The sequence below is a fragment of the Streptomyces sp. NPDC096046 genome (assembly GCF_040303285.1).
Lineage (GTDB): Bacteria > Actinomycetota > Actinomycetes > Streptomycetales > Streptomycetaceae > Streptomyces.
This window is the reverse complement of the sequence record NZ_JBEOSZ010000008.1, coordinates 175,509-191,290: the sequence shown is the minus strand read 5'-3', so window position 1 is coordinate 191,290 and position 15,782 is coordinate 175,509. Positions and strand designations below refer to the sequence as shown.

General features: G+C 72.9%; 15 protein-coding genes. 6 read left to right on the top strand and 9 right to left on the bottom strand.

What is annotated here, in order from left to right; all coding sequences use genetic code 11:
- Positions 1 to 25: 25 nt before the first annotated feature.
- The gene (locus tag ABTX62_RS10290) at positions 26 to 421 is read right to left on the bottom strand and encodes a cell division protein SepF (RefSeq protein WP_352115740.1); all 396 of its coding nucleotides are present in this window, start codon (positions 419 to 421) and stop codon (positions 26 to 28) included.
- Positions 422 to 614: 193 nt separating this feature from the next.
- On the opposite strand from ABTX62_RS10290, the gene ABTX62_RS10285 reads away from it, so the two are divergent.
- The 5 genes from ABTX62_RS10285 (at position 615) to ABTX62_RS10265 (ending at position 8,940) form a co-directional block, all read left to right on the top strand.
- Positions 615 to 4,652, top strand: a complete 4,038-nt coding sequence (locus ABTX62_RS10285) for a bifunctional nitrate reductase/sulfite reductase flavoprotein subunit alpha (RefSeq protein WP_352115739.1) — start codon at positions 615 to 617, stop codon at positions 4,650 to 4,652.
- 865 nt (positions 4,653 to 5,517) lie between these two features.
- Positions 5,518 to 6,861 carry a hemolysin family protein gene (locus tag ABTX62_RS10280; protein WP_352115738.1) on the top strand — a complete coding sequence of 448 codons (1,344 nt, stop codon included), beginning with the start codon at positions 5,518 to 5,520 and terminating at the stop codon, positions 6,859 to 6,861.
- Positions 6,858 to 7,880, top strand: a complete 1,023-nt coding sequence (locus ABTX62_RS10275) for a hemolysin family protein (protein WP_352115737.1) — start codon at positions 6,858 to 6,860, stop codon at positions 7,878 to 7,880. Before ABTX62_RS10280 ends, ABTX62_RS10275 begins: the two co-directional genes overlap by 4 nt.
- A gap of 388 nt (positions 7,881 to 8,268) precedes the next feature.
- Positions 8,269 to 8,499 (top strand): hypothetical protein, encoded by a 231-nt coding sequence (locus tag ABTX62_RS10270; protein WP_352115736.1) that lies wholly within the window; start codon positions 8,269 to 8,271, stop codon positions 8,497 to 8,499.
- A gap of 270 nt (positions 8,500 to 8,769) precedes the next feature.
- Positions 8,770 to 8,940: a hypothetical protein gene (locus ABTX62_RS10265; protein ID WP_352115735.1), complete on the top strand. Its 171-nt coding sequence runs from the start codon at positions 8,770 to 8,772 to the stop codon at positions 8,938 to 8,940.
- A gap of 70 nt (positions 8,941 to 9,010) precedes the next feature.
- On the opposite strand, the gene ABTX62_RS10260 is transcribed toward ABTX62_RS10265, so the two are convergent.
- From ABTX62_RS10260 to ABTX62_RS10230, 7 genes are all read right to left on the bottom strand, one after another.
- Positions 9,011 to 9,346 (bottom strand): DUF3140 domain-containing protein, encoded by a 336-nt coding sequence (locus tag ABTX62_RS10260; protein WP_352115734.1) that lies wholly within the window; start codon positions 9,344 to 9,346, stop codon positions 9,011 to 9,013.
- Positions 9,347 to 9,352: 6 nt separating this feature from the next.
- Positions 9,353 to 9,583: a hypervirulence associated TUDOR domain-containing protein gene (locus ABTX62_RS10255; protein WP_352115733.1), complete on the bottom strand. Its 231-nt coding sequence runs from the start codon at positions 9,581 to 9,583 to the stop codon at positions 9,353 to 9,355.
- Between the two features lie 225 nt (positions 9,584 to 9,808).
- Positions 9,809 to 10,870: a peptidoglycan recognition protein family protein gene (locus tag ABTX62_RS10250; RefSeq protein ID WP_352115732.1), complete on the bottom strand. Its 1,062-nt coding sequence runs from the start codon at positions 10,868 to 10,870 to the stop codon at positions 9,809 to 9,811.
- Positions 10,871 to 11,464: 594 nt separating this feature from the next.
- The gene (locus ABTX62_RS10245; RefSeq protein ID WP_352115731.1) at positions 11,465 to 11,989 is read right to left on the bottom strand and encodes an imine reductase family protein; all 525 of its coding nucleotides are present in this window, start codon (positions 11,987 to 11,989) and stop codon (positions 11,465 to 11,467) included.
- A complete protein-coding gene (locus ABTX62_RS10240) occupies positions 11,934 to 12,416 on the bottom strand; it encodes an AfsR/SARP family transcriptional regulator (RefSeq protein WP_352115730.1) in 483 nt (160 codons plus the stop codon). Before ABTX62_RS10240 ends, ABTX62_RS10245 begins: the two co-directional genes overlap by 56 nt.
- 2 nt (positions 12,417 to 12,418) lie before the next feature.
- The gene (locus tag ABTX62_RS10235; protein WP_352115729.1) at positions 12,419 to 13,255 is read right to left on the bottom strand and encodes a thioesterase II family protein; all 837 of its coding nucleotides are present in this window, start codon (positions 13,253 to 13,255) and stop codon (positions 12,419 to 12,421) included.
- Entirely contained in the window at positions 13,198 to 13,872 is a 675-nt protein-coding gene (locus tag ABTX62_RS10230) for an NADPH-dependent FMN reductase (protein ID WP_352115728.1), read from the bottom strand. The genes ABTX62_RS10235 and ABTX62_RS10230 overlap by 58 nt, the downstream gene beginning before the upstream one ends.
- A 174-nt stretch (positions 13,873 to 14,046) precedes the next feature.
- Between ABTX62_RS10230 and ABTX62_RS10225 the strand changes: the two genes are divergently transcribed.
- The gene (locus ABTX62_RS10225) at positions 14,047 to 15,543 is read left to right on the top strand and encodes an AfsR/SARP family transcriptional regulator (protein ID WP_352115727.1); all 1,497 of its coding nucleotides are present in this window, start codon (positions 14,047 to 14,049) and stop codon (positions 15,541 to 15,543) included.
- Here the strand turns inward: ABTX62_RS10225 and ABTX62_RS10220 are convergent.
- The gene (locus ABTX62_RS10220; RefSeq protein WP_352115726.1) at positions 15,485 to 15,778 is read right to left on the bottom strand and encodes a putative quinol monooxygenase; all 294 of its coding nucleotides are present in this window, start codon (positions 15,776 to 15,778) and stop codon (positions 15,485 to 15,487) included. The two genes, ABTX62_RS10225 and ABTX62_RS10220, sit on opposite strands and share 59 nt — an antisense overlap.
- Positions 15,779 to 15,782 lie beyond the last annotated feature (4 nt).

Sequence of the window (15,782 nt, the reverse complement as noted above, 5' to 3'; positions counted from 1 at the left end):
GGGGCTTCCTACGATCGGGCTACGGTCACATCCCGGGGAGCCCCGCTCCCTCCATCAGCCCGGTCACCTCGGTCCCCGCCGGCGTCAGCAGGAAGACGTTGCGGTCCACCCGGTGCATTCCGCTCGCCAGACCGAAGACGACGCCCGTGCTGAAGTCGAGGACCCGCTTGGCGACCTCCGTCTCCGCGCCCGTGAGGTCGAGGAGGACGGGGACGCCCGCCATCAGCCGCTCGGCGACGTCGCGGGCGTCGGCGAAGACGTTCACGCGCAGGACGACGAAACGGCGGCGGGTCTGCGTCTCGGCCTCGGGTATGGACCGGTGGCCGACGGAGGACGGCCAGGCGTCCCGGCCCCGCAGCGGTACGACCTGGGCGAGCCCCTCCCACTGTTCGTCGGTGACATCGTGGCTGTTCACCGGCATGCTCCGTCCTGGGTCGCGCTCGCTGTCTGCATCGGGCAATTCTTGCGCAGAGTCACCCGTTCGGCCCAACAGCGACACGCTCCGCGACCTCATTGCACCTCACAACGGCCTGAGGGCGGCTGTGTGACGGGCGTAACCCCTGATGATCAAGCCGTGTGACAGCGGCGTAACGGGCGATTCGTACCGTTGGGGCATGACCTCGACCCCCGGAAGCCGGCCGGACACGCGGCAGGTGCGCACCGTCTGCTCGTACTGCGGTGTGGGCTGCGGTCTCGTCCTCGATGTCGGGAGGGGCCCGGACGGGCGGCGCACGGTGCTGAAGGCCTCCGGCGACAAGGCGCATCCGGCGAACGCGGGGCGGCTGTGCACCAAGGGCGCCACCACGGCCGACATGCTGGCCGCGCCCGGGCGGCTGACCACCGCGCTGGTGCGGGACGACCGGGGTGAGGAGCCGGCTCCGGTGCCGGTGGCCGACGCGATCGCCGAGACGGCCGCGCGGCTGCGGGCGATCGTCGACGAGCACGGACCGGACGCGGTCGCCTTCTACGTCTCCGGGCAGATGAGCCTGGAGGCGCAGTACCTGGCGAACAAGCTGGCCAAGGGGTTCGTGGGCACGAACCGGATCGAGTCGAACTCACGGCTGTGCATGGCGAGCGCGGGCACCGGCTACAAGCTGTCGCTGGGCGCGGACGGCCCGCCCGGCTCGTACGAGGACTTCGACCGGGCGGACGCCTTTCTCGTCATCGGGTCGAACATGGCCGACTGCCATCCGGTCCTCTTCCTGCGGATGATGGAGCGGGTCAAGGCGGGCGCGAAGCTGATCGTCGTCGATCCCCGGCGGACCGCCACCGCCGCCAAGGCCGACCTGTTCCTCCAGGTCAGGCCGGGTACCGATCTCGCGTTGCTGAACGGCCTGCTGCGTCTGCTGCACGACGGCGGCCGGGTGGACGAGGAGTTCGTCGCCGCGCACACCGAGGGCTGGGAGGCCCTGCCCGGGTTCCTGGCCGACCACCACCCGGCGGCCGTCGCCGAGATCACCGGTCTCGCCGAGGACGACCTGCGCGAGGCGGCCGGGATCATCGGCGCGGCGGGCCGGCGGTGGATGAGCTGCTGGACCATGGGCCTGAACCAGTCCACCCACGGCACCTGGAACACCAACGCCCTGGTCAACCTGCATCTGGCGACGGGAGCGATCTGTCGTCCGGGTGCCGGGCCGTTCTCCCTGACCGGCCAGCCCAACGCCATGGGCGGGCGCGAGATGGGGTACATGGGGCCGGGGCTGCCGGGGCAGCGGTCGGTGCTCGTCGAGGAGGAGCGGGCGTTCACCGAGGACATCTGGGAACTGCCGCCGGGGACGCTGCGGGCCGACGGGGCCGGCCAGGGCACCGTCGAGATGTTCCGGCGCATGGCCGACCGGGAGATCAAGGCCTGCTGGATCATCTGCACCAACCCGGTCGCCTCGGTCGCCAACCGCCGTACGGTCATCGAGGGCCTGGAGGCCGCCGAGTTCGTCGTCACCCAGGACGTGTTCGCGGACACCGAGACCAACGCGTACGCCGATGTCGTCCTGCCGGGCGCGATGTGGACGGAGGCGGAGGGCGTCTTCGTCAACAGCGAGCGGAACCTCACCCTGACCGGGGCCGCCGCGGACCCGCCCGGGGAGGCGATGGCCGACTGGCGGATCATCGCGCGGGTGGCGTGCGCGATGGGTTACGAGAAGGGGTTCTCGTACGACAGTGCCGAGCAGGTCTTCGAGGAGATCCGGCGGTTCCGGAACCCGAGGACGGGGTGGGACCTGAGCGGGGTCACGTACGAGCGGCTGCGTCGGACGCCCGTGCAGTGGCCGGCCGCGCGGGAGGACGGGCCGGAGCGCAATCCGATCCGGTACGTGGGCAGCGAGGGGCTGCGCTTTCCGACGGCTTCGGGGCGGGCGGTCTTCTTCGCGCGGCCACATCTGCCCGCCGTCGAGATGCCGGACGAGGACTATCCGTTCACGCTCAACACCGGGCGGGTGCAGCACCAGTGGCACACGCTCACCAAGACCGGGAAGGTCGCCAAGCTCACCAAGCTGGATCCCGGGCCGTTCCTGGAGCTCCACCCGGAGGACGCCCCGGCGCTCGGGATCGCCGACGGCGACCTCGTCGAGGTGGCCTCGCGGCGGGGGCGGGCCGTGTTGCCCGCGGTGGTGACGGACCGGGTGCGGCCCGGGTGCTGCTTCGCGCCGTTCCACTGGAACGACCTGTTCGGCGAGTACCTGAGCATCAACGCGGTGACGAGTGACGCGGTGGATCCGCTGTCGCTCCAGCCGGAGTTCAAGGTGTGTGCGGTGTCGCTGGCGAAGGTGGCGGCGCCCGCCCCGCAGGCGCCGGCCCTGACGCCCACGGCCCTGACGCCCACGGCTGTGACGCCGGGCGTCGCGCACCCCTTCGGTCTGGAACCCGCCCCTCCCCCGGTGCTGTCCGCCCAGGAGCGCCGGTACCTGACCGGCTTCCTCGCCGGGCTCGGCTCGGGTGCCCCCGGGGTGCCGGTGCTGCCGCGAGACGCGCCCTTCTCCCCCGAGCACGCGCTGTGGGTGAACGGGGTCCTGGCCGGCATGTACTCACGGGCCGGAGCGGCCGCGCCGCAGGTTCGGCCCGGACGGGAGGTCGTCGTGCTGTGGGCCTCGCAGACCGGGAACGCGGAGGAGTTCGCCACCGCCACCGCCGAGCGGCTGACCTCGACCGGGCACCGCGCGACCCTCGTCGGCATGGACGACGCCGACGTCGGCACCCTCGCCCGCACGGCGGACCTGCTCTTCATCACCAGCACGTTCGGGGACGGCGACGCGCCCGACAACGGTTCCGGCTTCTGGGACGCGCTCGCCGCCGAGCAGGCGCCGCGACTGGACGGGGTGCGGTACGCGGTGCTGGCCTTCGGCGACTCCTCGTACGACGACTTCTGCGGGCACGGACGGCGGCTGGACGCGCGCCTCGACGAGCTGGGCGGGGTGCGGCTGGCCCCGCGCACGGACTGCGAGCCGGACTTCGAGCCGTCCGCCGGGGAGTGGCTCGACCAGGTGCTGTCGGCGCTGGGCGAGAAGACCGCCGCCCCGGCCGGGAAACCCACCAGGGCACGGCCCAAGCCCGTCACCACCGCCCGCCTCGTCGGCAATCGGCTGCTCGGCCGGGCCGGGGCGGGCAAGGAAGTGCGGCGGTTCACCTTCGACACGAGCGGATCGGACCTGACCTACGAGGCCGGGGACGCGCTCGGTGTGCGGCCGGTCAACGCCTCCGCCCTCGTGGAGGAGTGGCTGGCGGTGACCGGGGTGGACTCGGAGGCGGTCGTAGCGGTCGACGGTGTCGGGGAGGTGCCGTTCGGCCAGGCGCTGCACCGGCATCTCGACATCACCCGGATCACCCCCGACCTGCTGCGCTTCGTCGCCGAACGCGCCCGCGACAAGCACGAGTTGCGCAGGCTGCTGCGGCCTGACAACAAGGACGGGCTGGCGCGGTGGAGTTGGGGACGGCAGGCCGTGGACGTGCTCGCCGAGTACGCGGTGCGGGCGAGCGCCGAGGAGTGGGCAGGGGTGTTGCGCGGGCTCCAGCCACGGCTGTACTCCATATCGTCCAGCCCGCTGGCCGATCCTCACCGGGTGGCCCTGACGGTGTCCGTGGTGCGGTACGAGAACCTGCACGGCCGAGCGCGCGGCGGGGTGTGCTCGCCGTTCCTCGCGGACGCCGGACCGGACACGCGGGTGCCGGTGTTCGTGCAGCGTTCGCCGCACTTCCGGCCCCCGGCCGACGCCTCGCTGCCGATGGTCATGGTCGGCCCGGGCACCGGCGTGGCGCCCTTCGTGGGCTTCCTGGAGGAGCGGCGGGCGCTCGGCCACCGGGCCCCCAACTGGCTGTTCTTCGGGGAGCAGCACCGGGCGACGGACTTCTACTACGAGGACGAGCTGACGGCGCTGCGCGACGAGGGCGTCCTCACGCGCCTGGACACCGCCTTCTCCCGGGACCAGCGCAACAAGGTGTACGTGCAGGACCGGATGCGCGAGCACGGGCCGGAGCTGTGGCACTGGCTGTGCGAGGGGGCCCGCTTCTACGTCTGCGGCGACGCCTCCCGCATGGCGAAGGACGTGGACCGGGCGCTGCGGGACATCGCGATGGCGCACGGAGGGCTGGGCGAGGCGGAGGCCGCCGCGTACGTGAAGCAGCTCGCTTCGGACAAGCGGTACATGCGGGACGTGTACTGAGGCGGGTCATGAACGACTGGTGAAGCGGGGGGGCGGTGGCGCTGGTCCGGCCGCGGATCATGCACAGCCGGTTCCCGTCACGAAGGAGCAGCCCGAGCCGCGTCCCGGGACGGCCGGTGCCCTGACCGGCCGGTGCCGGGAGAGCCGGTGACCTGGCCCCGTGGGTGGCCTGGCCCGGCCGGCACCCTGGGCCGACCAGCGCCAGGGCAACCGGTGCCAGGACGGCCGGTGCCAGGACGGCCGATGCCCGGACAGCCAGTGCCCTGACAGCCGGTGACCTGGCCCGGCCGGTGCCGGGAGAGCCGGTGACCTGGCCCCGCCGGTGATCTGGCGGGGCCGGTGGCCTAGGCCGGCAGGCGACCTGGGCCGACAGGCACCGGGAGAGCCGGTGCCGGGAGAGCCGGTGACCTGACGCGGTCGGCACCCTGGGCCGACCAGTGCCCGGACGGCCGGTGCCAGGGCAGCCAGTGCCCGGACGGCCGGTGATCTGGCCCGGCCGGTGCCCTGACAGCCGGTGATCTGGCCCGGCCGGTGCCCTGGGCCTCCGCCGGGCCTGCGCGGGCCTACGGGCTCGAAGGCCTACAGGCCTGCGCAGATCGCGCGGGATGTGCCCGCTGCGCGGCTTGCGCGGGCCTGCGCCGCGGAAGGTCGCCGCGGCCTTCGCGGCGCCTCGCACTCCCGGGCGGCTTCATCTACACGGCCGTAGAATCCGGGAACACCGGTGTGACGGCGAGCGTTGTACCGGAGACAGACCACACATAAGGAGCACGTCCTTGTCCGCCAGATCGACGGACCCTCCGGGGCACAGTCCCCGACCATCCCGCCACGACATGAGTGACCGCGGCACCCGGCGGGGTGGTGTTCGATGAGTGCCGCCGAGGCCTCGCTGGGCCTGCTCGCCGTGTTCGTGCTGACCGCCGGCACCGGCTACTTCGTCGCCCAGGAGTTCGCCTACGTCTCCGCCGACCGGCTCACCCTCGCGCGCGAGGCCGAAGCCGGGGACCGCGGGGCCGCCCGCGCCCTCAAGGTGCTGGAGCGGCTGTCGTTCATGCTGTCCGGCGCGCAGCTCGGCATCACCGTCACCGGGCTGGTGGTCGGCTTCATCGCCGAGCCGTCCGTGTCGGCGCTGCTCAGGCCCGCCCTGGCGGGGTTCGGGCTGCCCGACGCAGCCGTCGGCGGCATCGCCGTCGTCCTCGCCTTCGTGCTGGCCACGGTCGTGCAGATGGTGCTGGGCGAACTGGCCCCGAAGAACCTCGCGATCGCCGTGCCCGAACGGCTGGCGAAGGCGCTGGCCCCGTCCACACTGGCGTATCTGAAAGTCGTCGGCCCTGTCGTGAGGATCTTCGACAGCGCGGCCGACCGGCTGCTGCGCAGGGCCGGGATCGAGCCCGTCGAGGAGCTGCACCACGGAGCCACGCTGGAGGAGCTGGGCCACCTCATCGGCGAGTCCCACGAGCGGGGTGAACTGCCCGAGGACACGGCCGCGCTGCTGGACCACGCGCTGGAGTTCTCCGAGCGCGCCCTCGACGAGGTGATGGTGCCACGCGTCGACGCCGTGTTCATCCGCAAGGACGCCGGCGCCGAGGAGGCGGTCGGCCTGATCGCCCGGCACGGCCACTCCAACTACCCGGTGCTCGGCGACCACCCGGACGACATCGTGGGGGTGCTGGGCGTGCGCGAGCTGATGGCGCTGCCCGCCGCCCGTATGTCCGGTGCGCGGGCCGGTGACGTGGCCCGGCGGCCGCTGCTGCTGCCGGACACGCTCGCGCTGCCCGACGCGGTGGCGCGGATGCGGGAGCAGGACGACGAGTTCGCGGTCGTCCTCGACGAGCACGGCGGCGTGGCGGGCATCGTCACGTACGAGGACATCGCCGAGGAGCTGGTCGGCGACATCGCCGACGAGTCCGACCGGGTCACCCTGCTGGCCGTCGCGGACGGCGACGGCTGGCTGGTGGACGCCGGCCGCCGGGTCGACGAGGTGGCCGAGGCGACCGGTGTCCGGCTGCCGGAGGACGAGGACTACGACACCGTGGCCGGATTGGTCGTGGACCGGCTCGGCCGCTTTCCGACGGTCGGCGACCGGGTCACGGTCGCACTGCCCGGGGGCGGCCGGGCCGTGATCGACGTCCGCACGCTGGACCGGCACGTGGCCGACCGCGTCCGGATCAGCCCGCTCGTGCGGGCCGAGGAAGCCGAGGAGATGGCGTGAGTTTCCCGATGGCGGTCTTCGTGACCGTGCTGCTGCTGATCGGCAGCGGCTTCTTCGTGGCGGCCGAGTTCGCGCTGGTCGCCGCCAAGCGGCACCGCGTGGAGAAGGCGGCGGCCGAGGGACGGCGCGGTGCCGGAGCCGCCCTCGCCGGGATGCGCGAGCTGTCGCTGATGCTGGCCGGCGCCCAGCTGGGCATCACCGTGTGCACGCTGGGCCTGGGCTCGGTGTCCAAGCCGGCGATCTCGCACGAACTCGATCCGCTGCTGCACACCCTGGGCCTGCCCGATGCCGTGAGCTACGGCGTCGCCTTCGCCGTGGCCATGGTCGTGGTGGTGTTCCTGCACATGGTGGTCGGCGAGATGGCCCCCAAGTCCTGGGCCATCGCCCACCCCGAGCGGTCGGCGATGCTGCTGTCGCCGGCCTTCCGGGCCGTGGTGCGGGTCGTACGTCCCGTGATCCGGCTGCTCAACTGGGTCAGCAACGCCCTGGTACGGCTGTGCCGGGTGGCCCCGCGCGACGAGCTGGCCTCGGTCCACAACCGGGAGCAACTGACACACCTCGTGGAGGAGTCGGAGCGGCTGGGGCTGATCAGTGCGACCGATTCGGAGCTGCTGACCCGCTCGCTGACCGAGCCGGAGACACCGGTCGCCGCGCTGCGGATCCCCGCCGCCGAGATCACCTGGGCCGAGGGCGGCGCGGATCTCGACGCGCTGCTGCGCTTCGCCGCCGAACACGACCGCACCCGGCTGCTGGTCCGGGAGAACGGCGTCGTCCTCGGCTCGGTTCACGCCCGGGACGCCCTGGTGGCCCGGGCCCGGGGCCGGGACACGACCGCGCGGGACCTCGCCCGGCCGGTGCCCGAACTGGCGGAGACCGCGACGGTCGCCGACGCGATCGAGGTGCTGCGCCGCCGCCGGTCGTCCCTGGCCGTGGTCCGCGACGGCTCGGGACGGCTCACCGGTCTGGTCACCCTGGACGACCTGCTGGCCCGTCTGATGCAGCCCGCAGCGGCGGCCTGACGCCGACGGAGCCGGAACATCCAGCACATCTGCACACCGCGGGCCGGGAGGCGGCGGGGCGCCCGGCCCGCCGCCGAATCCGCGGGTCGCCATGGGAACTTGGCGGGGAAGTGCCCGTTTCGGGAATCAGGGCGCAACCTTTCGGCGGCCGTCCGGGCGACGGGCTGTGTGAAGGAGTGGGCGCATCCGGTGACCTCGTGGTCACAGCGGTGAAGGCGGTCGCGGAACCCGGCCGCGCGGCGCCGGTGGGCGGTTGGTCCTCCTCCCCGGGGAGTGCTTTGATCCTCCGCACGGCGGGAGCGGCCGGGGCAGGATCCAGGTCCCCGGATTCCGGCGCCACCCGTGCTCACCGCCACTGCGAGACATTCACGCGAAGGGAAACACCCCCATGAACCTCACCTCTCGGGTCGACACCGCCGAGCTCTCCGACACCGACCTGGACGCCGTCGCCGGCGGCAACGCGGGCGGCGTCGGTGTCTCCGCGGACCTCGCGGGCGGCCTCTCCGCCGGCCTGGTCGGACCCCTGACCGGCGAGGCCTGCGCCACCGTACAGGCGGCCCTCTCGCCGGAGGGCGCCGCCGCGGGCGCGCACGCGGGCGTCCACACGACGTCGCTCTGACGCCATCGGCACCCGAAGGGCCCCGGGAAGCGATTCCGGGGCCCTTCGGGTGCGCCCGGCGGGCGTCGGCCGTGGGTCACGGCCATAGGTCACGGGTCACGGCCGGGGGGGGCGGCCGGGGGTCGCGGACCTGGGTCACGGACGTGGGGAATTCGCGAAGCACGTGAAGGAAACCGGGACACCACGGGGGTGGGTAACGCGGTGGGAGGCCGTGACGCAGACTTACTCGGACCCTTCAGATCCCGACTGCAAAGCGATAGGAACACCACTGTGACACCCGACTCGCCCCGGACCGCAGAGCTGCCGATCTACGAGAGCCTCATACGCGAACGAGGCGATGTCGTCGAGGAGGCCCGTGTGGTGGCCGAGGAGACGCAGCACCAGATGAGCCAGGCCCTGAGCGGCGTCGCCCCGGCCCCGCAGGAGACCGGCGCGCAGTGATCCCCCCGGGGGCCGACGCAACTCCCCGACCACGGACCTCCCCCGGGGGACGCTCCCCGCGGCCGGGTCCTCACCCGCCGAGCGGGTCGTGGCCCCAGTTCATGAGGGAGTACCGCCACCGCGTGTCCCGTACGTCCCCGGAGGGCCGCTGGGCCAGGTGTCGGCGGACATAGCCGACGACCTTGCGCATGTGCCGGTAGTCGTCGTCCGTGAGGTCGCCCTTGTCGGCCCGCAGGATCGCCACGATCCGCCGGCCGGAGGCGTGCCCGGTGGACTCGCCCCCGTCCTGATGCTGCCCGGCGCTCTGTGACGCGTCGGACGCCAACCACTTCTCCAGACCGGCCGGTGTCATGTTCACCAGCTCACGGAAGCCGCTCCAGGTCTCCTCGCGTTCCTCGTCGTCCACGCCGCCTCACTTCTTCTTCTTGAGCGCGGACGGCTTGTGCACCGCGGTCCTGCCGGACTTGTCGCTGCGCACCTCGTACTGCGGGTCGTCCGGCGAGGCGTCGACCGTGCGGCCGGATGCCTCGCTCCGCTCCGTGATCTCCCTCTCCACCTCGCCCTCGGTGCGGTTGCCGTGACTGCTCCAGGTGACCTGGTCGCCCTTCTTCGGTTTCCCGCTGTCGCTGCGGCCCTTCGCCATGCCGGTGCTCCCTCGCGCAGACGTCTGCCGTCCCTCCAGCGTGCGGGCTCGGCGGTCAGGGCGCAGCTCGGGACCCACCTGCCCGGGCCCGTGGCCGTGTGACGGAAGGCCCACGCCATGCCGGGCTCCGTCACCCGGCGCAGGACCCGTCGTGCGGGCGGTGCCCGCCGCGAACGTGTGGTGCCCGAGCCGCGGCCTGCCCGTGCCGAGGTGACGCCGGCGGCCTTACGGCTCCTTCCACACCAGCACGGTCAGTACGGCGCTCGCGACGGTGACCGGCACGGCGGCCTGGTTGAGCAGCCGTACCCGCGCGCCCCGGCCCGACGCGATCCGCTTCGTCACCGGCAGGACGGCGTAGGTGCTGCCGCCCGTCCCGACGATCTCGTGGATCGGGTGGTCCGCGCGGAGCTGGTCTCCCTGGTACTCCGACATGCGTGCCTGGAGGACCGCGCCCGCCGGCAGACCGTCGATGTGGAGACTGAGGGTTCCGCTGAAGCGGGCCGGGCCGCGGACGAAGACACTTCCGCCGGTGGCGTGGTCGCCGGCCTCGTCGGTCCACTCCGCGGTGAACTCGACCGAGTCCCAGGCGCCGGGCGCGAGTCGATACCGCGCGGTGGCACCGAGGTTGACGTACTCGGGCATGGGGTCCTCTCCTTCCCACCGGCCCGCCGGACGGGCCAGGGCGTCGGCGACGTCACGGCGGAAGCCGGCCATGCCGAATCCGCGCGGATCGACCTTCCAGTCGCTCCATTCCAGGTGGCCGATGGCACTCTTGGAGCCCCAGCCGTGTGCGCGGCAGATCGCGGCGGTGGCCTTGACCATCGCGACGTACTGGGCGGGCGGCCACGGGTCCCTGCCGTCGCCCTTGTTCTCGCACTCCCAGCCGTAGAAGCGGGCGTTGCCGTCGACCGCGCCTCCCGAGCCGTCGTGTTCGTGCGTCGGGGGCGGATAACTGCCGTACGACTCGCCGATGACGGCGTTGAGCACGTCGCCGTCGCCGCCGCCGGCGTGATTGGCCCGGCCGTTGCCGACGAGGTGGACGACGCCGTCCTTGGTGATGCATCCGGTGGCGAGCGGGCCGGGCAGTGCGCTGTGGCCGTGGAAGATCAGTCTGACGACGTCCGTGCCGGGGCCGGTGACGGTGTGGTGGATCACCACACCGTGCACGGGACCCCAGGGGCCTTTGTGATTACGGTTGTTGGTGCGCCAGCCGGCGACCTCGTGAACGGCGCAGCCCTCGGCCTTCAACGCGGCGACGAGCCGGGCGGCGGTGAGCGGGGTGGCCATGAGTCAGTCCTCCGTTCCGGCGCGTGGGGGCCGGTCTGAAGACGGTCCGATCACAACTGGGGAGCGCGCCTGTTCGCGCGGCGTGCCCGATGTGGGGGTGGTGCCGATCTCGGAACGTGCTGATCTCGGAGCGAGCCTGCGGGGGGAGCGTGCGTCAGGCTCCCCCCATTCTCGCGCCGCTCACCCCGTCGCTCACCTCGCCGTACGCAACGTCCGTGAAATCGGCGCGATTGCGACGCCGCGGCACCAGAGAGGGCGACGTCGGCCGGTACTCGGCGAAGGACTGGGCGCGGCGACGCGGCTCCGGCGGTGAGCGCGGTGGCGCCCGCCGTCTTCAGGAGCGCTTTTCTGGTGATACGTCGGTGGGCGCGAGGGGTCGTGCTGTCGCCGTTTGCGGTCATGGAACACACCTTTCGCGAAGAGCGGGAATTGCGGGACGGAAAAGGCACGGAAGCGACGGACGTAAACGAGGGAAGAAGGGCGCGGCCGATTCCGGGACGCCGGTGTTTCGGGCATGGGGAAGGGGCCGGTTCCGACGGGGGATTCGGAACCGGCCCCTTCGTCAGGGGGTGAAGCGAATACCGGGCCCGCTGCTCACTGGTTCGGGCGGCGGTACGCCTTCACCACGCCGGCGTAGCTGTTCTTGACGTGGCCCTGGGCGATGATGCCCTCCATCAGCGCCTCGGAGTACTCGGGCAGTTCGGTGTCGACGCCGAGCGCCTCGCTCTCCTCGACAAGGTGCTTGAGCGCGCCCAGGTGCGTCTCCAGGGTGGCGTCGTCGGCCGGGTACTTCTCGTCGCCGGCGTCGATCTGGGCGGCGTAGTCGGCCGTGAACATCTTGATGGCGTCGAGCCACATGTGGGCCCAGGGCAGGAACTCCTGGGCCTTGACGCCGCCGGTCTCCACGATGGCCACACCGTGCAGGAAGCTGTTGAGGGCACCCCACATCAGGCCGAGCAGCGACACGTCGAACAGGGCGGGCTTGCCGTGGTCGGTGCCGAGGTAGGTGGTGCCACCGTCGAGGAGCTTGAGCGCCGGCTCGTGGGCGTCGACGACAGCCTGGTCACCGGCATAGAAGAGGACGGAGGTGCCGGCGCCGATACCGGGCGGGGTGATCATGGGCCGAGCCGCGCCATTCCGCCAGGGCCTCCCCGAGCAGCTCGGCGGCCTCGGCCGCCTCACCCGCGTCCAGGCTGGCCCGGCCCGCGGCCACGGCACGCTCGAAGCGGGTCGCGTCGAGTTGTTCGGGGCCGACGCGCAGGACGTAGCCCGGCGCCCGGGTGAGCAGCCGGGGCGGCTCGTGCCCCGCGCCGCCGCCGCTCTCCAGCAGGGCGCGCAGCCCCCATACGGCGTTCTGCACCATCTTGCGTGCCGTGACCGGCCTGGCGTCCTCGGGCCACAGGGCCTCCAGGAGCTGGCTGGTGGCGACCACCTCGTTGGCATGGAGGAGCAGCAGTCCGAGCACCGCTCTCTGCTTGACGCCGCCCAGCGGCAGACTGCGCCCGCCGCTCACCACGTCGAGCGGTCCGAGAACCTTGAATTCCACGCCTACCCCCGTACGTCGAACGCCCGTGATGAGTCATGGCAGGCGTCGTTGCCCACCCGAGCGGCGCTCGCCGGGCGGACGCCGCGCAGTACCACCCCGGCCACGTCGTCGAGCCGCTGGTCCACATAGAAGTGGCCGCCGGGAAAGACCCGCACCTCGGTCTCGGCGTGGGTGAACGCCCGCCAGCCGGCCGCCTCCTCGACGGAGACGACCGGGTCGGCGTCGCCGCACAGCACGGTGACCGGCGTGCGCAGCGGCTCCCCGGGTGTCCAGGAGTACGCGGCGAGGGCCGCGTAGTCGGCTCGCAGGGCCGGCAGCACCATTGCCACCAGCTCCGGATCGTCGAGCAGGGCCACGCCGGTTCCCCCGAGCCGGCGTACGGCGGCCAGGATCGCGTCGTCGTCCGCCGGCACGTCGTGCGGACTGCGCCGGGACCCCGGCGCTCCCCGGGCCGACAGGAAGAGCCTGCGGGGTGGCCGGGCCCCGCGCTCCTCCAGGATGCGGGCGGTCTCGTAGGCGACCAGGGCGCCCATGCTGTGGCCGAAGAACGCGAAGGGCGCTCCGGCGTCCCCGGTCCTCCCGGCGCGGGCCTCGGCCTCCGCCTCGTCCTCCAGCTTCCGGGCGACGGTCGCGGCGAGTTCCCCGATGTCCGCCACCGGCGTCTCCAGCCGGCGGTCCTGCCGGCCGGGGTACTGCACCGCCCGCACCTCGACGTGCGGCCGGAGCAGCCGGGACAGCGGCCGGTACGCGCTGGCCGCGCCCCCGGCGTGCGGGAAGCAGATCAGCCTGAGAGCGTCGGGCGCGGGATCGCCGAAACGTCGGAACCACTGGCCGTCCATGACGTGTTGCGCTCCTGTCTGTTCACCTGGGGTACGGGGTAGCCGCGCTCCGCCCGGGCCCGGTGCAGCACACCGGCCCACCAGCCGAGGCGGTCGAACATCAGCCGGGCCGACCGGTCCCGGTCGTCGGAGGCGGCCAGCGAGCCGTCGGGCCCGAGACGCTCCCAGTAGTTGTGGAAGCTCACGCATGCGTGCACCGCGACGGCATGGACGTCGCCGAAGACCTGGCGAAGGGCCGCCACCGCGCACAGCCCGCTGGAGGATCCGCCGTAGGAGAGCAACCCGACGGGCTTGGCGTGCCACTCCGCGTCGTACCGGTCGATCGCGTTCTTCAAGGACGCCGGGAACGTCTGGTTGTGCTCGGGCGTGACCACCACGAACGCGTCGGCCGCCTCCAGCCGGGGCGCGAGGTCCTTGACGGCCTGGGGCCGGGGCGCCGAGAGGTCGGCGGACATCACGTCGGGCAGCCAGGCCGTGGCGAGGTCTATGACGTCCACGTCGAAGTCGGGCCGCAACCGGGCCCGGGAGGCCGGCCATTCCGCCGCGACGTGTCCGAACCGGCCCTTCCTGACGCTGCCGATGATGATCGCCAGTCGCAGTCGTTCCTTCTCGGCCACCTGCCCCCGCCTTCCGCACCGGCGCCGCACCGCATTCCTCGGGGAACCCTGGCATACGCCCCTTCGGATTCGCTTCGGACGACTTCGGAAAGGCTGCGGGAACGCCCTTCGGGACGGTGGCCGAGCCGTTTTCGTCACACCTCGCGTCTGTCGTCGGCCGGTTACGCTGAGATCATGGAATTCGGGGTGCTCGGGCCGCTGGAGGTGCGCACGGACGAGCGTCGTGTCATGCGGGTACCCGAAGTCAAGGTGCGCATGCTCCTCGCCGATCTGCTCGCCCACCAGGGGCAGGTCGTCCCGGCGGCGCGGCTCATCGAGGACCTGTGGGGCGGCTCGACGTTCACGGCGCGGCCGACGGCGTCGCTCCAGGCCAAGGTCTCCCAGTTACGGCGTGCCTTGGAGGACGCGGAGGCGGGCGGCCGCGAACTGGTCGCACACCGGCCGCCCGGATACGTCCTGGACGTCCCGGCCGGAGCGCTCGACGCCGGGCGGTTCCGCGACCTGGTCGCCCGGGCCCGATCCGGTGAGGACCCGGTGACGCGGGCGGCGCTGTACACCGAGGCCCTGGCGCTGTGGCGCGGCCCGGCCTTCGCCGAGTTCGCCGACCAGCCGTCCGTGCGGCCGGCGGCGGCCGGCCTGGAGGAGGAGCGCCTGACGGCGGTGGAGGAACACGCCTCGGTGCGCCTGGAGTTGGGTGAGCACAGCCTGCTGGTGGGCGAGCTGACGGAGCTGGTGGAGCAGCATCCGTTGCGCGAGGGGCTGCGGGGCGCGCTGATGTGGGCGCTGTACCAGGCGGGGCGCTCCTCCGACGCGCTCGACTGCTTCAACGATCTGCGGCGCCGGCTCGACGAGGAGTTGGGGCTGGCCCCCGGACCGTCCCTGGAGGCGCTGCAGCGGTCCATCCTGCGCCACGACCCGGTTCTGGCCCGGCCGGTGCCGCCCGCGGTGACCGCCGCGGGGCTGCGTGCGGGGCCGGGCCCGACCGGTTCGGCCTCGCCCCTGGTGGGCCGCGAGCAGGACGTACGGGCGATCCGGGCGCTGCTCTTACAACGCCGCCTGGTGACGCTCACTGGCCCGGGCGGGGTCGGCAAGACCCGTCTCGCACAGGCCACGGCGGAGAGTCTGGCGGGCGCGTTCGGCGAGGGCGTCTGGCTGGTGGAGCTCGCCGACGCCGGGGGCCTGGAACGGTTCGCCGGCGCTGATGCGCTGGCCGAGCAGGTGATGGCGACGCTGGGCATCCGGGAGAGCACCGCGGACGACGCCGCCAGGAGTCCGGCCGACCGCCTGGCGCACGCGCTGGCGGGCCGGCGGCTGCTGCTCGTGCTGGACAACTGCGAACACGTCGTGGAGGCCGTCGCGCACCTGGCGGCACGGCGGCGGCGACCCGTGAGCGGGCCGGCGCCCCGCACCCGCCGGCGGAGCGGGGAGACGTGGAGCGCATCGCGGCCCGCCTGCGCGCCACCCTGGACGAGGCCGCGTACACACGCGCGTTCACGGCCGGCACCCGGCGCCACCACGAGGGTGAGGCCCTGGCGGAGTCGACGCCCCCGCAGCCGCGGACGGGTGGCGCGGACGGGTAGCCGCCGGTGCCCCGTCCCGCCGCCCGGCCCGGTCAGACGAGCGGATCCAGGAAGGTCAGCACAGAGGCGTCCTCCTCGATCAGCGGGGTGAGGGCGGCGTTGAACGGGCCGCCGTACGGGGCGTTCAGGTGCGTCTGGAAGGCGTCCTCGTCCCGGTACACCTCGAAGACCCAGAAGGCGCGGGGGTGGGCTGCCTTGGTGTAGACGTCGAAGGCGAGGTTGCCTTCCTCCTCGCGCACCTTCAGGGCGTAGTCCCCGATCATGCGGGCCACCTCGGCCTCCGCTCCCTCACGGGCGGTGAACTCGGCGAGCAGGGTCTTCTTCATGGTC

Coding starts and splice junctions, on each gene's coding strand:
- ABTX62_RS10285 (WP_352115739.1), top strand. CDS start 615: ATGACCTCGACCCCCGGAAGCCGGCCGGACACGCGGCAGGTGCGCACC.
- ABTX62_RS10225 (WP_352115727.1), top strand. CDS start 14,047: ATGGAATTCGGGGTGCTCGGGCCGCTGGAGGTGCGCACGGACGAGCGT.
- ABTX62_RS10250 (WP_352115732.1), bottom strand. CDS start 10,870: ATGGCCACCCCGCTCACCGCCGCCCGGCTCGTCGCCGCGTTGAAGGCC.
- ABTX62_RS10270 (WP_352115736.1), top strand. CDS start 8,269: ATGAACCTCACCTCTCGGGTCGACACCGCCGAGCTCTCCGACACCGAC.
- ABTX62_RS10255 (WP_352115733.1), bottom strand. CDS start 9,583: ATGGCGAAGGGCCGCAGCGACAGCGGGAAACCGAAGAAGGGCGACCAG.
- ABTX62_RS10220 (WP_352115726.1), bottom strand. CDS start 15,778: ATGAAGAAGACCCTGCTCGCCGAGTTCACCGCCCGTGAGGGAGCGGAG.
- ABTX62_RS10235 (WP_352115729.1), bottom strand. CDS start 13,255: ATGGACGGCCAGTGGTTCCGACGTTTCGGCGATCCCGCGCCCGACGCT.
- ABTX62_RS10280 (WP_352115738.1), top strand. CDS start 5,518: ATGAGTGCCGCCGAGGCCTCGCTGGGCCTGCTCGCCGTGTTCGTGCTG.
- ABTX62_RS10290 (WP_352115740.1), bottom strand. CDS start 421: ATGCCGGTGAACAGCCACGATGTCACCGACGAACAGTGGGAGGGGCTC.
- ABTX62_RS10245 (WP_352115731.1), bottom strand. CDS start 11,989: ATGATCACCCCGCCCGGTATCGGCGCCGGCACCTCCGTCCTCTTCTAT.